This is a genomic window from Aeromonas sp. S12(2024) (genome assembly GCF_041402305.1).
GTDB classification, from domain to species: domain Bacteria; phylum Pseudomonadota; class Gammaproteobacteria; order Enterobacterales; family Aeromonadaceae; genus Aeromonas; species Aeromonas veronii.
The window spans coordinates 32,375-47,028 of record NZ_JBGLRB010000002.1; the positions used below are offsets into that span (position 1 = coordinate 32,375).

General features: G+C 60.2%; 11 protein-coding genes. 8 read left to right on the forward strand and 3 right to left on the reverse strand.

Annotated features, from left to right (window positions below; genetic code table 11):
• Positions 1 to 29: 29 nt before the first annotated feature.
• Both ACB035_RS02100 and ACB035_RS02105 read left to right on the forward strand, forming a co-directional pair.
• Positions 30 to 491: a hotdog fold thioesterase gene (locus tag ACB035_RS02100; protein ID WP_371166564.1), complete on the forward strand. Its 462-nt coding sequence runs from the start codon at positions 30 to 32 to the stop codon at positions 489 to 491.
• Positions 492 to 671: 180 nt separating this feature from the next.
• Positions 672 to 2,573: a DEAD/DEAH box helicase gene (locus ACB035_RS02105; protein WP_047438936.1), complete on the forward strand. Its 1,902-nt coding sequence runs from the start codon at positions 672 to 674 to the stop codon at positions 2,571 to 2,573.
• 589 nt (positions 2,574 to 3,162) lie between these two features.
• Here ACB035_RS02105 and ACB035_RS02110 read toward each other — a convergent pair.
• The 3 genes from ACB035_RS02110 to ACB035_RS02120 form a co-directional block, all read right to left on the reverse strand.
• On the reverse strand, positions 3,163 to 4,485 hold the full coding sequence (locus ACB035_RS02110; protein WP_005361308.1) for a Na+/H+ antiporter family protein: 1,323 nt from the start codon (positions 4,483 to 4,485) through the stop codon (positions 3,163 to 3,165).
• A gap of 273 nt (positions 4,486 to 4,758) precedes the next feature.
• On the reverse strand, positions 4,759 to 5,436 hold the full coding sequence (rnt, locus tag ACB035_RS02115) for a ribonuclease T (RefSeq protein WP_005333780.1): 678 nt from the start codon (positions 5,434 to 5,436) through the stop codon (positions 4,759 to 4,761).
• A 99-nt stretch (positions 5,437 to 5,535) separates the two neighbouring features.
• Positions 5,536 to 6,279 (reverse strand): phosphatase PAP2 family protein, encoded by a 744-nt coding sequence (locus ACB035_RS02120; protein ID WP_371166565.1) that lies wholly within the window; start codon positions 6,277 to 6,279, stop codon positions 5,536 to 5,538.
• Positions 6,280 to 6,527: 248 nt separating this feature from the next.
• Between ACB035_RS02120 and ACB035_RS02125 the strand changes: the two genes are divergently transcribed.
• The 6 genes from ACB035_RS02125 (at position 6,528) to folC (ending at position 14,591) form a co-directional block, all read left to right on the forward strand.
• Positions 6,528 to 7,649: a 4-phosphoerythronate dehydrogenase gene (locus tag ACB035_RS02125; RefSeq protein WP_371166566.1), complete on the forward strand. Its 1,122-nt coding sequence runs from the start codon at positions 6,528 to 6,530 to the stop codon at positions 7,647 to 7,649.
• Between the two features lie 194 nt (positions 7,650 to 7,843).
• On the forward strand, positions 7,844 to 8,860 hold the full coding sequence (locus ACB035_RS02130) for an aspartate-semialdehyde dehydrogenase (RefSeq protein ID WP_005344937.1): 1,017 nt from the start codon (positions 7,844 to 7,846) through the stop codon (positions 8,858 to 8,860).
• A 271-nt stretch (positions 8,861 to 9,131) separates the two neighbouring features.
• Entirely contained in the window at positions 9,132 to 11,336 is a 2,205-nt protein-coding gene (locus ACB035_RS02135) for a FimV/HubP family polar landmark protein (RefSeq protein ID WP_371166567.1), read from the forward strand.
• 200 nt (positions 11,337 to 11,536) lie between these two features.
• Positions 11,537 to 12,346: a tRNA pseudouridine(38-40) synthase TruA gene (gene truA / locus ACB035_RS02140; RefSeq protein WP_040066446.1), complete on the forward strand. Its 810-nt coding sequence runs from the start codon at positions 11,537 to 11,539 to the stop codon at positions 12,344 to 12,346.
• A gap of 119 nt (positions 12,347 to 12,465) precedes the next feature.
• Positions 12,466 to 13,329, forward strand: a complete 864-nt coding sequence (gene accD, locus ACB035_RS02145; RefSeq protein ID WP_005333765.1) for an acetyl-CoA carboxylase, carboxyltransferase subunit beta — start codon at positions 12,466 to 12,468, stop codon at positions 13,327 to 13,329.
• Positions 13,330 to 13,331: 2 nt separating this feature from the next.
• Positions 13,332 to 14,591 (forward strand): bifunctional tetrahydrofolate synthase/dihydrofolate synthase, encoded by a 1,260-nt coding sequence (gene folC, locus ACB035_RS02150; RefSeq protein WP_371166568.1) that lies wholly within the window; start codon positions 13,332 to 13,334, stop codon positions 14,589 to 14,591.
• Positions 14,592 to 14,654 lie beyond the last annotated feature (63 nt).

A 14,654-nucleotide genomic window follows, 5' to 3' on the forward strand; every position in this document is an offset into this window, starting at 1 on the left:
TCATCGCTTAAATAAGGAGTCTGCTCGTAATGAGTCACGATATTGCGCCCATCTGGCGTAAACCCATGAGTCTGGAGGGGCTCAACGCCACCTCTCGCAACACCCTGATGGCCCATCTCGATATCGTCTACACCGCTTTTGGCACCGATTGGCTTGAAGCGACCATGCCGGTGGATCATCGCACTCACCAGCCCCTTGGCATGCTGCATGGCGGCGCATCCGTGGTGCTGGCGGAAACCTTGGGATCGATTGCCGCCAATATGGCTGTCGGGCCAGATAGCTACTGTATGGGGTTGGAGGTGAATGCCAACCATCTGCGAGCCAAGCGGGAAGGGGTGGTGACCGGGCGTTGCGCGCCGCTCCATCTGGGAGCAACAACCCAGGTGTGGCAGATTGAAATTCGGGATGAACGTGAGCGTTTATTGTGCACCAGCCGACTGACCATGGCGGTGCTCAAACACAAGCGGGGCAAGGACTCCAGCGAGGAGTGATCTGCAATAACGCACTATGAGTGCAAAATAAGCAAGCCATACTCGTCAGATCCCTCTATAATTGCCAACGTCTTGAGAGGCTTATCACATTTTTCAAGACAGCAGAACAAAGTGGCGCTATAATCGCCGCCTTTTTGCTATTCCGCGGTGTTAGCCGCCTGCCTTAATCTGGAAGAATCTATGTCTGATACCGAACAACTGCCCCTTTTTAGTGAGCTTGGACTGGCCGCGCCTGTATTGAAAGCGCTGCAGGACGTGGGCTATGAGCGCCCGTCACCGATCCAGGCCGCAGCAATTCCCCACCTGATGGCGGGACACGATCTGCTGGGGCAGGCGCAAACCGGTACAGGGAAGACCGCTGCTTTTGCCTTGCCTCTGTTGTCTCGTCTGGAAGCTGGTAACCGCAACACCCAGATCCTGGTGCTGGCGCCTACCCGTGAACTGGCGCTGCAAGTGGCTGAAGCGTGCCAACGCTACGCACACCACATGCCTGATTTCCACGTACTGCCCATCTACGGCGGTGCCTCCTACGAAACCCAGACCCGCGCCCTGCGTCGCGGTGCCCAGGTTGTCGTCGGTACTCCGGGCCGCGTGATGGACCTGATCCGTCGCAAGAATTTGGACCTCTCCGGCCTGAAAGCACTGGTACTGGACGAAGCTGATGAAATGCTGCGTATGGGCTTCATCGACGACGTTGACTGGATCATGGAGCAGTGCCCGAGCACTCGTCAGGTTGCCCTGTTCTCTGCCACCATGCCGGAGCAGATCCGTCGCGTGGCCCAGAAGCACCTGAAGCAGCCCAAAGAGATCAAGATCGCCTCCAAGACTGCTACCGCGACCACTATTCGCCAGCGCTACTGGCAGGTAACCGGTCTGCACAAGCTGGACGCCATGACCCGTCTGCTGGAAGTGGAATCCTACGAAGCCCTGCTGGTGTTCGTGCGTACCAAGAACGCTGCCGAAGAGCTGGCGGGCAAGCTGGCCGCCCGTGGTCACGCCTGTGAAGCGCTGCATGGCGACATCCCGCAGAAATTGCGTGAGCGTACTGTCGACAAACTGCGTCAGGGCCAGCTGGATATCCTGATCGCCACCGACGTGGTTGCCCGTGGTCTGGACGTTGAGCGCATCACTCACGTAGTGAACTACGACATTCCGTACGACACCGAATCTTACGTACACCGTATCGGCCGTACCGGTCGTGCTGGTCGTAAAGGCGAAGCCATCCTGTTCGTCGCTCCCCGCGAGCGTCGCATGCTGCGCGCCATCGAGCACGCAACTCGTCAGGCCATCGAGCCGATGAAGATGCCGAGCACCGAGGACATCAACCAGCATCGTCTGGCCAAGTTCAAGGAGCGTATCCGCGAAACCATGATGGGTGAAGAGCTCGAGATCTACCACAACTTGGTAAACGAGCTGATCGAAGAGGATTCTGCCGATCCGCTGGAGCTGGCTGCCGCACTGGCCAAGCTGGTACAGGGTGACCAACCGCTGCTGCTGGATGACTCCATTCCGGATCCGCTGTTCAACAACAGCAACGATCGTGGTGGCTTCGAGCGCCGTGACTTCAACGACCGTGGTGGTCGTGACTTCGGTGACCGTGGCGATCGTCCTGCCCGTCGCATGCCGTCCCTGGAGCCGCGTCCGCTGAAAGACAACCCGGACGTGGAGATGGAGCGCTATCGCGTAGACGTGGGTGCCCATCACGGTGTCAAGCCGGGCCAGATCGTAGGCGCCATCGCCAACGAAGCGAACATCGAGAGCCGCTTCATCGGCAACATCGACATCGCTGATGACTTCTCCACCGTCGATCTGCCGAAAGGCATGACCGCAGATGTACTGGAAGTGATCAAGAAAGCCCGTGTTTGCCAGCGTCCGCTGCAAATCACCCGCTACACCGAAGTGCCGGCCGGTGGCAACACCAGCAGCCGTCCGCCCCGTGGTGATCGTCCGTTCCGTGGCGACCGTCCTTTCAACAAGGATCGCCGTCCCCAGGGTGACCGTCCGTTCAACAAGAGCGGGGAGCGCCGTGAAGGTGGCTTCAACAAAGATCGCAAATTCGGTGGCAAGCGTCGCGAAAGCTGATTGCTGATCCCGTTATGAAGAAGGCCGCTCATTGAGCGGCCTTTTTTCTGCCTGCGGTTTACCCTGTGTGCTTACTGAACGCCAGATCGGCATAAGCCGTTACATGGGTGAGCGCATGATGGCCACTATTTGATAACTGGATGTCGGGGAAAGAGAGAATACCTTTCCTACTCGACAGGCGGTTGTGACGTGGTTGGGTATCATCCGCCGTTCTGCCATAGATCAGGGCATGCAGCCGTTTCTCTGTATTGGCAGGCGTTGAGCGAACCGATAGTGCAATGATAGTGCAGTACATCATTGTGCAATCCATAGGAGCTCGCAGAGAGAAGAACAATCTTATGGTCTCAAGGCCAGGTGTTGTGAAGTGTGCAATTGGGCGGATGGTTGTACGGGGAGTGACAGCATTGCGTCCGCTGACTCCGGCGATCGCAAGGGGTGGCGACTAGGTGGCCGCTCAGAGGCTTTGTCTGGCTGGCCGTCATTATTCATATCGAGCGGGGTAATTGGTTGGCATCAATGAAGAAGGCGACCATCTGGTCGCCTTCTTGTTTTGCATTGTGATGTACAGAGGTCGCAGCCTGAAGGGCTATCAGAGCACCATGGCGGCAATCCAGCCGAAGATCACCAGCGGGATGTTGTAGTGAATAAAGGTGGGCACCACGCTGTCCCAGATATGGTCGTGCTGGCCGTCGGCGTTAAGGCCGGAGGTGGGGCCCAGAGTCGAGTCGGAGGCTGGTGAACCCGCATCCCCCAGCGCGCCAGCGGTACCAACCAGTGCGATGATCGCCATTGGTGAGAAGCCAAGCTGCAGACAGAGCGGCACATAGATGGTGGCGATGATGGGCACGGTGGAGAAGGAAGAACCGATCCCCATGGTGATGAGCAGACCCACTAGCAGCATCAGGAAGGCGGCGATCCCCTTGTGCTGACCGATGCCGGAGGCGACCACCTGAACCAGAGAGTCGACCCCGTGAGTTGCCTTCATCACGGCGGCAAAACCGGCGGCGGAGATCATGATGAAGCCGATCAGCGACATCATCCGCACCCCCTGAGTGAAGGCATCCTGGCTTTCGCGAAACTTGATGACGCCGCCGCAGGTGAAGATGACAAAACCGGCCAGTGCACCCAGTACGATGCTGTTGGTCATCAGTTGCAGCCCCAGCGCCACGCCAATGGCCAGCAGAGCCACCCAGATGTGGGTAAGGTTGAGCTCGACCGCTTCGGGCTCGGCATCCAGGATCTTGGCCAGATCGTACTGGCGCGGTTTGCGATAGCTGATGAATACCGCAATCAGCAGGCCCAGTACCATACCGGCGACCGGAATGGCCATCGCCAGCGGGATCTGGCTGGTGGTGATGGGCACGCCGTTATCGATCAGGTTCTTGGCCAGAATGTTGTTCAGGAAGATGCCACCAAAGCCGACCGGCAGCACCATATAGGTGGCGGTCAGACCAAAAGTGATGACACAGGCCACCTGACGACGGTCGATCTGCATCTGCGCCATCACATGCAGCAGCGGCGGGATCAGGATGGGAATAAAGGCGATGTGAACCGGGATCAGGTTCTGGGAGGAGATCGCCACGGCCAGCACGGAAGAGAGCAGCAGGGTTTTGACCCACATGATGCGGGTCGAGCTGGCATCCTTGCCCAGCTGGTTGATCACCTTGCGGGCCAGCAGGTCGGTGATCCCGGAGCGGGAGATGGCAACCGCAAAGGCGCCCAGCATGGCGTAGGAGAGAGCAATCTCGGCGCCACCGCCCAGGCCACCGCTGAAGGTGGTGAGGGTATCGGTCAACGACAGCCCACCGACCAGGCCGCCAGCAATGGCCCCCAGCGCCAGCGAGACCACCACATTGATCCGCAGCAGACTGAGCACCAGCATCAGCCCGACTGCGATAACAACTGGATTCATTTGATTTCCTTATAGTTTGTTATTGCTGTCTGTCATGTGAAGGGGAGTTAGTTTGCGAAAAATGTGACAAATGTCGAGAAAAAAATCAGTCAAACCCCTCATATCGCAGCAGCATGTGGCACAAGGTTGCTCAACATGAGGGTTTGTGACCTGTTTGTCTCCATGCATCCCGTGCGCAGCGGTGGATAGTGACGTTGATAGCGATTTCCGATGCGCCGTGCAATCAATCACTTCCCCAAAAAGCGAAGGCTGCCAGTGGCAGCCTTCGTCCGTTTATTCTTGCCCCTCATCGTCGGCAGGAGCATCGGTTGTGTCATCATCCGGATGCGCTGGCGGCCAACCCCCCATGCTCTTCCAGCGGTTAACGATATGACAGAACAGCTCTGTGGTGCGTTCGGTGTCATAGAGGGCAGAGTGCGCCTCTTTATTGTCAAACGGGATGCGGGCGCTCTGGCACGCTTTGGCCAGCACGGTCTGACCCAGCGCCAATCCGGAGAGAGCTGCGGTGTCGAAGGTGGCAAACGGGTGGAACGGATTGCGCTTGAGGCCAGCGCGCTCGGCGGCTGCCATCACGAAGCCGTGATCAAAGGTGGCGTTGTGGGCCACTATGATGGCGCGGCCGCAATCCTGCTCCTTCATCCCCTTGCGGATCCCCTTGAAGATCTCGGTCAGCGCCTCTTTTTCCGAGACAGCGCCACGCAACGGGTTGTAGGGGTCGATGCCGGTGAACTCCAGCGCAGCCTTTTCCAGGTTGGCCCCTTCGAAGGGTTCGACATGAAAGTGGAATACCTGATCGGGAACGAGCCAGCCCTGCTCATCCATTTTCAGGGTGTAGGCCGCGATTTCGAGCAGGGCATCGGTCTTGGCGTTGAACCCGGCTGTTTCAACATCGATGACGACGGGGTAAAAACCACGGAAACGGCCCTTGAGGGTATGAACTGCGTCGGTCATGGGATCTCGGTCGGGATAAAATGAGGCGGCATTATGGCAAAAAAGCGCTGGCTTGTCCTCCCATCCCACGCAGTCGGCCGCGGCAAGATGGCGCAGGATTCAATATCTGTGCAGCCACCAGCGGGCGGCAATCAGCGCCGTGAGCGACCCCAGCAGGGCGCTGGCCAGCACATCCACCGGCCAGTGCATCCCCATTACCATGCGCGACAGACCAATTCCCAATGCCCACAGTGGCAGCAGCCAGACGCCCGTGGGAGCGCGGGCCAGCCAGATCAGACCAAAAAATTGAGCCAGGCTGATGGCGGCGATGCTGTGGCCGGAGGGGAAGGCATAGTTCACCTCGGCCTGCCAGTGGTGGCCGAGCCACTCTGGCAGGGCCAGCAACTGGCTGGCGGCGTGAACCTGTTCACTGCGCACATCGATGCTACTGGCGTAGAAGTGCTTGATGGCCGGGATCAGCGCCTGACTCTCAAGCCAGAGCAGATAGGGTCTGGGCTCTTCGGTCAGGTGTTTGATCAGGCTTTTGAGCACCCAGTCGCTGGCGAGCAGGGCTGCCAGTGCACACCCCAGCGCAATGAAGGAGGCCCACTCCAGTCTCAGTTTGTAGCGGGTCAGCAGCAGCAAGAGGGCGCCACTGACCCCGATCCCGGGAATATCGACCATGCGGGTAAGGGCGTATGACCACCATAACCAGCCTGATTGCAGGGAGCCGGTCAGAAAAGGCTGCCAGGGCAATGTGGCGAGCAGCAGCAGGGGCAGGATTAACAGGGCTGTGAAGCCAAGTACCTGGCTGCGGGTGAGTGAGGCGGTTGACGTTGGGAGCGACGAAGCGTGTGGCGGCATGGTGGGTATGGGCGATCGCGAAAAAAGAGGGGCATTGTGCCACCGTGATATGCCCGGACAAAGCCGAGCAGCACGTTTGTTACTTCTGCTTACACATTTGTGGCGACATCCTCTGTTTGAGCGGGCGGATGGAGCGCCTGCCGCGCAATCTGGTCCCCTTTTGCGCCGGATTGCATCACAGGCTGAAATCTCGGGCGGCTTTGCGCTAGAATGGCGCCCCCGTGGCGGTTGTGACCAAAGAGAGCCCGATGAAGATAGTCGTTGATGAGAATATGCCCCATGCCGTGGAGCTGTTTGCCGAATTTGGCGAGGTGATCGCCTTGCCCGGACGGCAGATGCAGGCCTGCGATCTGCTGGATGCCGATGTGCTGCTGGTGCGTTCGGTCACCCGCGTCAACGGCGATTTGCTGGCGACCAGCCCCAAACTCGGGTTTGTCGGCACCGCCACCATAGGCACAGACCATGTGGACAAGGCGCTGCTGGCAAGCCGCAATATTCCCTTCTTCAGCGCCCCCGGTTGCAACAAGTATTCGGTGGGGGATTATGTGCTCTCCGCCCTGCTGGTGCTGGCGGAGCGTTATGAACTCGACCTCTCGGCCATGACGTTGGCGGTGATTGGCGCGGGCAATACCGGCGAGTGCGTGGCGACCAAGGCCCAAGCGCTCGGCATGCGGGTACTGCGCTGCGATCCACCCAAGGCGCGTAATACCCCCGATGCGGGCTTTGTCGATTACCAGGCCGCTCTTGGTGCCGATATCGTCAGCTTCCACGTGCCTATCACCCGTGAAGGGCTGGATGCCACCTACCATCTGCTCGATGCCGAACAGATTGCCGCGCGCCCGGCAGGGCAGATCCTGATCAATGCTTCCCGTGGCGAGGTGTGGGATAACCGGGCCCTGCTGGCACGCCAGCTGAGCGATAAGCCGTTGCGACTGGTGATGGATGTGTGGGAGAACGAGCCCGAGCCACTGGCTGCGCTGGTGCCCCATACCGAGATTGCCACCCCCCATATCGCCGGTTACAGCCTGGAGGGGAAGGCCCGCGGTACCTGGATGCTCTACCAGGCGCTCTGCCAGCAGCTGGGACGCCAGCCTCGTCAGGATTTGAGTCGGCTGTTGCCCGCCCCCGATGTGCAGGCGGTGGTGCCGGGCCGCGCGCCGGATCAGGCGCTGATCAAGCAGCTGGTGCATCTGGTTTATGACGTGCGCCGCGATGATGCCCGTTTCCGGACCCGACTCGGCTTGCCAGGCAGCTTTGATGAGCAGCGCAAACACTACCCCGAGCGCCGTGAACTATCCTCCCTGCAGATCGAGGGGGCGTTTGCCGACCAGGCGCTGGGCGAGCTGGGATTTGTGCTGTCACGCCCCTGAATCGGGGACTAGGAGTTGGAAGACAACCGGCAGGGGTGAGCCGTACTGGCTACTTCGCCCCCATTTTTTTACTGAGGTGGAGCAGATGCTACTGCGCCGGCTCAGCCATATCTGGCAGCGTCATCTCGCAGCGCGGGAGCCTGCCGACCATGGCGCCACCCGGCGCCATTGCAGCATTATCAGAGGAGAACAGAATGAGCCAGCAGTTTAATGTAGCGGTATTGGGTGCCAGCGGCGCCGTGGGTCAGGCGATGATCGAGATCCTGGAAGAGCGCGAATTTCCGGTAGCGACCCTCTATCCGCTGGCTTCCAGCCGCAGTGCCGGTGATACCGTGCGTTTTGGCGGTAAGAACCTCGAGATCCTCGATGTGGAGGAGTTTGACTGGAGCCAGGTGCAGATCGCACTGTTCTCCGCCGGAGCCGAGGTCTCGGCCAAGTGGGCGCCGATTGCTGCCGAGCACGGTTGTATCGTCATCGACAACACCTCCTGCTTCCGTTACGACGAAGATATCCCGCTGGTGATCCCGGAAGTGAACCCGGATGCGCTGGCCGATTTTCGCAATCGCAACATCATCGCCAACCCCAACTGCTCCACCATCCAGATGCTGGTGGCCCTGAAGCCACTGCACGACGAAGTGGGCATTGCCCGCATCAACGTGGCCACCTATCAATCCGTGTCAGGCTCCGGCAAAGAGGGGGTCAGCGAGCTGGCTGGCCAGACTGCTCATCTGCTCAACGGTCGTCCGGTGGAACCGACCCTCTATCCGCAACAGATCGCCTTTAACCTGATCCCGCAGATCGACAGCTTCACTGACAACGGCTACACCCGTGAAGAGATGAAGATGGTATGGGAAACCCAGAAGATCCTAGGGGATGCCAGCATTGCCGTGAACCCCACCTGCGTGCGGGTGCCGGTCTTCTACGGCCACGCCGAGGCGGTACACGTCGAACTGCACCAGCCGCTCGATGCCGAACAGGTCAAGGACCTGCTGCGCAATGCGCCGGGTGTAACCCTGTTTGATGACGAAGGGGACTATCCGACCCCGGTGCGTGACGCAACCGGCAAGGATGAGGTGCTGGTGGGTCGGGTGCGCCAGGATATTTCTCATCCAAGTGGTATCAATATGTGGATCGTGGCCGATAACGTTCGTAAGGGCGCGGCAACCAACAGTGTACAGATTGCCGAGCTGCTGGTTCGCGACTATCTGTAAGGCTGGTCAGATGCCACAGATGCGCAGCAGGGAGTGCTGCGCATCCGGCCTGTGATCAAACCGGGGTGTGACCCATGCCGCACTCCGTCACTTCAAGATTCTGTTGCGATATCAACTGATTAAGTTTTTTCCTACACTCAGGGTCAAGTTGGGTGCTAAATGTGTCGGACTGCTGGCTTGCCAGGCGAGCCTGATTTATATTGAACCGACTGTTTTGGGGTAACTATCCAGATTTTTCAATGTGATAGGGCCGTCATACGAAGGAACGAATATGGGACATTCCCGCATAACATTGGCAACGCTACTCGCATTGGGTCTGCTGGGCACCGTCCAGGCTGAAGACTCGGCGCGGGAGCCTTTTTTTGTCGAGCTAAAAGGCCCTGACGAACCCGCACCTCCCGCCGTCAATTCCCAGCCGCTGGCGCAGCCGGTCGCCAGACCCGTGGCGCAACCGGTGCGTGCAACCGCCCAGCCGGTGGTGCGTCAGGTCACTGCCAATGCCGGTAGCTATGGCCCTGTTCGTCCGACCGATACCCTCTGGAGCCTGGCGAGCAAATATCGCCCCTCCAATCGGGTCAGCGTCTACCAGACCATGGTGGCGATTTACGAGAAAAACCCCCGCAGTTTTGCCGATGGCAATATCAACCACATTCTGGTGGGTTCCCGCATTCTGCTGCCGACCGCGGCCGAGGCGAGCGTCATCACTGATGCACAGGCCCGCGCCAAGTTCCGCAGCGACAACGCCAGCTGGAAGGGGTTAAGCCCCAAATATCTGGCTGACAAGCAGGCCCATACCCCCAAGCCGGCTGCCGCCAAACCCGCGAAGGTTGAAGCCGCCAAGACCGAGCCGGTGAAGGCTGCGCCTGCGCCGCTGCCAGTGGCGAAAGCCGCCCCCATTCCCGCCCCGGTGGTGGCACCGCAACCGGCGGCTGAAACCAAAGAAGTGGCCAAGGTGAGCGAGCCTTCGCCGAAAGAGGCGGTAGCACCTGCTCCGAGCGCTGCAGAAGGCACCACACCGGCGCCTCTGCCTTCCGATCTGGATAAACCGGTGGGCAAACCGGCTACCGAGATGGCGCTGGCACTGGAAGATGCCAATGCCCAGCTCGGCCAGGTGACCGAGATGAACCACAGGCTCAAGCTGCGTCTGCAATCCCTGACCGAAGAGGTGGAGACCCTCAAGGCCCAGCTGCAGGATCAGACCGCGCTGCAAAAAGAGATTGCCGAGCTCAAGGCCCAACCGGTCCCGCCAGTGGCAGCCGAGCCTGAGCCTGAGAAAAACTGGTTGATGGATCTGCTCTCCTCACCGCTCAACCTCGCCATGATCATCCTGCTGCCGGTGCTGCTGGTATTGGCGCTGGTGACTCTGTGGCTGCGTGCCCGTGCTCGCCGCGAACTGGAAGAGCAGGAGAAGAGTCTCTCCGAATCCACCGCCATGATGATGGATCAGGAGCAGAGCGAGTTTGATGATCTGCTGAGCGTCGATGTGACCGACAACGAGCCGGTGCGCCCGGTGCCGGATCTCAACACCCCGGATGGCTTTATGCCGATGGAGCCTGACGAGCCGGCTGCCAAGCCGGATGTCGATCTGGTGTTCAGCGACGAGGGCGAGATGGAGCTGCAGGGCTTTGAGCCCGAGCGGATGGCGGCCCAGCCAGCCAGTCGTGACCCGGATCTGGTGCCGGATCTCGATCTCTCGCTGGATGAGCCCATCGCGCTGGCCAACGAGCCCGCCATGGATCTGGCCAGTGAGTTCAACCCCAAGCCTAAGGCTGCTGACGAGATCATGAGCGAAGAGGAGCTGCAGGCAGCCCTGTTTGCCGAGCTGGATGCGGATCTCTCCGCCGACCTCGAGCCAGATTTGAGCTCCATCGACGAAGTCGGCGCCGCTGATGACGATCTGGCGAGCTTCGATCTCGGCGATTTCGACAGTGCCCTCGACGAGCCCGCCACAGGGAAAGATGACAACGCCATTGATCTCAGTGCCGCAGAGGACGCCGACGAGAGTGCGGATGCCATGCTGGCCGAGCTCGGTCTTGAGCCTGTCAAGGCGAAGGAAGCCGAGCTGGATCTGGAGTGGGACCCCAACGAGCTGGCGCTCTCCGATTTCGAAGACGCGTTCGCCGAGGTGGAGTCTCATCCGGCCGATGTGCAGCCCCGTGAGCAAGCGCAGGAGAGCGGCTACGTCGAGATCGACAAGCTGCTGGCCGAAGCGGATGCCACCGCGCCGGAGCAGGAGCCGTATCAGGGCTTCTCGCTGGATGTGGGGCTCGATGGCTTCCCCGAGGTGCTGCCGGAATCCACCGGATTTGATGTGGATGCCGACGACGGCGGTGTGGGTGCCAAGCTGGATCTGGCCCGTGCCTACCTCGAGATTGACGACAAGGATAGCGCCCGCGAGCTGCTGCAAGAGGCAGCGGAACAGGGTAGCGATCACCAGCGCGCCGAAGCCGAGAAGTTGCTCAAGCGGTTGGGCTAAAGCATCTCCCATCACGGGATCAGCAAAACGGGGGCAGCCAGCAGGCTGCCCTCTTCTTTTGGCGATTTGCGATGGGGGGTCATGGCCGCGCAGGCTGACCATCCAGGCCAATTGCGGCGTGTGGTGGGACTTTTCGGGCTGAGCGCGTATAATCCGCCCCGTTTCTTTCACTGCTTTTTCACAACAAGACAAGTTTATCCATGCGAATTGCCCTAGGTATTGAATATGACGGCAGCCGGTATTTCGGCTGGCAGCGTCAGCGTGAAGTGATCAGCGTGCAGGCTGAACTGGAGACGGCGCTGAGCCGGATCGCCAACCACCCTGTCTCCATCCAGTGTGCCGGACGCACCGATGCCGGTGTCCATGCGACCGGTCAGGTGATCCACTTCGATACCGAGGCGAACCGTGCCGAAGGGGCCTGGACCCTGGGGCTCAATTCCAACCTGCCGCCGGATATCGCCGTGCGCTGGGTCAAGCAGGTGGACGAGAGCTTCCACGCCCGCTTCAGCGCCACCGCCCGTCGCTACCGCTATGTCATCTACAACCACAACTACCGGCCGGCGATCCTCGGTAGTGGCGTCAGCCACTACCACGAGACCATCGATGCGGAGTTGATGCACCAGGCGGGCCAGAGCCTGCTGGGGGAGCACGACTTCAGCACCTTCCGTGCCGTCGCCTGCCAATCCAACACCCCGTGGCGCAATGTGACCCATCTGTGTGTCAGCCGCTCCGGCCCCTACATCGTGCTCGACATCAAGGCCAACGCCTTCCTGCACCATATGGTGCGCAACATCACAGGCTCCCTGCTGCTGGTGGGGCAGGGGCTCAAACCGGTGGAGTGGATTGCCGAGGTGCTGGCTGCCAAGGATCGCAATCTGGCCGGGCCGACCGCTAAGGCCGGTGGCCTCTATCTGGTCGATGTGGATTACCCGGCCGAGTTTGCTCTGCCGCAGTTGCCGCTCGGCCCGCTGTGGCTGCCGGACTCGGCACCGGGTACGACCAGTTTTTAGTAACTGCGCCCGAAAAATTGTGGTTTAATGACCCGTCATTTGTTGCCATCGAGCTATTAAGTCATTGAACAATCTAGGCTCGATGCGTTTTGTCAGGCACAAAAGCATTAAGGAATTCCATGAGCTGGCTTGAGAAGATTCTTCCCAAGAGCAAGATCACTGCGCCCCGTCGTCACAACATTCCGGAAGGGGTGTGGACCAAGTGCAGTGCTTGTGAACAGGTGCTCTACCGGGCAGAGTTGGAGCGCAACCTCGAAGTGTGCCCCAAGTGTGATCATCATATGCGCATCAGCGCCCGCGCCCGTCTCGAGAGCTTCCTCGATGAGCAGGGTCGTACCGAGATCGGTGCCGAGCTGGAGCCGCAGGATGTACTGAAATTCAAGGATTCCAAGCGCTACAAGGATCGTTTGTCTGCCGCTCAGAAAGAGACGGCGGAGAAAGATGCGCTGGTGGTGATGAAAGGGACCCTCAAAGGGGTACCGGTTGTTGCCTGTTCGTTCGAATTCTCCTTCATGGGTGGCTCCATGGCCTCCGTGGTCGGTGCCCGCTTCGTGCGCGCCGTCGAGGAGTGCATCAAGGAAGGCCGTGGCCTGGTCTGCTTCTCCGCCTCTGGTGGTGCTCGCATGCAGGAAGCCCTCTTCTCCCTGATGCAGATGGCCAAGACCAGTGCTGCGCTGGACCGACTCACCAAGGCGGGCCTGCCCTATATCTCCGTGCTGACCGACCCCACCATGGGTGGCGTCTCTGCCAGTCTGGCGATGCTGGGTGACATCAACGTGGGCGAGCCCAAGGCGCTGATCGGCTTTGCCGGCCCGCGCGTTATCGAGCAGACCGTGCGCGAGAAACTGCCGGAAGGCTTCCAGCGCTCCGAGTTCCTGCTGGAAAAGGGTGCCATCGATATCATCATCGATCGCCGTGAAATGCGTAACCGTCTGGCCAGCCTGCTCGCCAAAATGCTGAATACTCACGTCATCGAAGAGTGAAGATGAGTTCAAACATGCAACAATCCCAAAGCCGGTCGCTTGTCGACTGGCTTTCTTATTTGGAGCAGATCCATCCGGTTAATATCGACATGGGGCTGGATCGGGTCGGTGCCGTTGCCCGGCGTATGGGGCTTACCCAGCTGCCGTTCAAGGTGATCACGGTGGCGGGCACCAACGGCAAGGGCTCCAGCTGCGCCATGGCGGCCAGCATTCTGATGGCCGCAGGCTACAAGGTCGGCGTCTACTCCTCGCCCCATCTGCTGCGCTTTACCGAGCGGGTGCGTGTCAACGGGCAAGAGCTGGCCGACAGCGATCACTGCGCCGCCTTTGCCGAGGTGGAAACGGCCCGCGGCGAGATTGCCCTTACCTTCTTCGAGTTCGCCACCCTGGCTGGCTTGTGGCTCTTCTGCCGCGCCGCCCCCGATGTGCTGCTGCTGGAAGTGGGGCTGGGTGGCCGGCTCGACGCCACCAACGTGGTGGAGTCCGATGTGGCGATGATCACCTCCATTGCCCTCGATCATTGCGACTGGCTGGGGGATACCCGCGAAGCTGTGGCGGTGGAGAAGGCTGGGGTCTATCGTGCCGGTAAACCCGCCATCAGTGGCGAGCCTAATCCGCCCGCGACTATCGCGAGCGAAGCGCTGCGCCTCGGCGCCAACCTGCGTCAGGTCGGTATCGATTTTCGTGGCGATGAGCACGAGAGCGGTTGGGATTATCACGGCCTCAACCAGTGGCGGGATCTGCCAAAACCGGCGCTGCCGCTGATGAACGCTGTAACCGTGCTGGCGGCGCTGGAATCCCTCGGCTTGCCGCTGCCGGAGTCCGCCATTCGTGACGGGCTGGCCAATGCCCGGCTGGCTGGCCGGATGCAGCAGCTGCAAAGTGCGCCGCTGGTGATCGTCGATGTGGCCCATAACCCCCATTCGGCAGCCTATCTGGCAGCGCAATTGCGCAAGATGCCCTGCGCGGGTGTACGCCGTGCCGTGGTCGGCATGCTCAAAGACAAGGACATGGCGGGATCCCTTGCCGAACTCGATGGTCTGATCGGCGAGTGGTATCTGGCCAGCCTCACCGGCCCGCGCGCCGCCACCGCTGCGCAACTGGCTGCGGCGTTGGGAGAGGGCAAGGGCCCTGCCAGGGAGTTTGATGATGTCAGCGCCGCTTATCAGGCAGCGTTGGCCGCATCGAGTCCGGACGATATGGTCATTGTGTTTGGTTCGTTTTACACTGTCGCCGACATTCTGGCGGGTGTCGCCGTCTAGGCCACACCCCGGCTCCCCGGCCTTCGGGCGGGGAGCCAAATCGCATATTGAGTTACGTAAAGG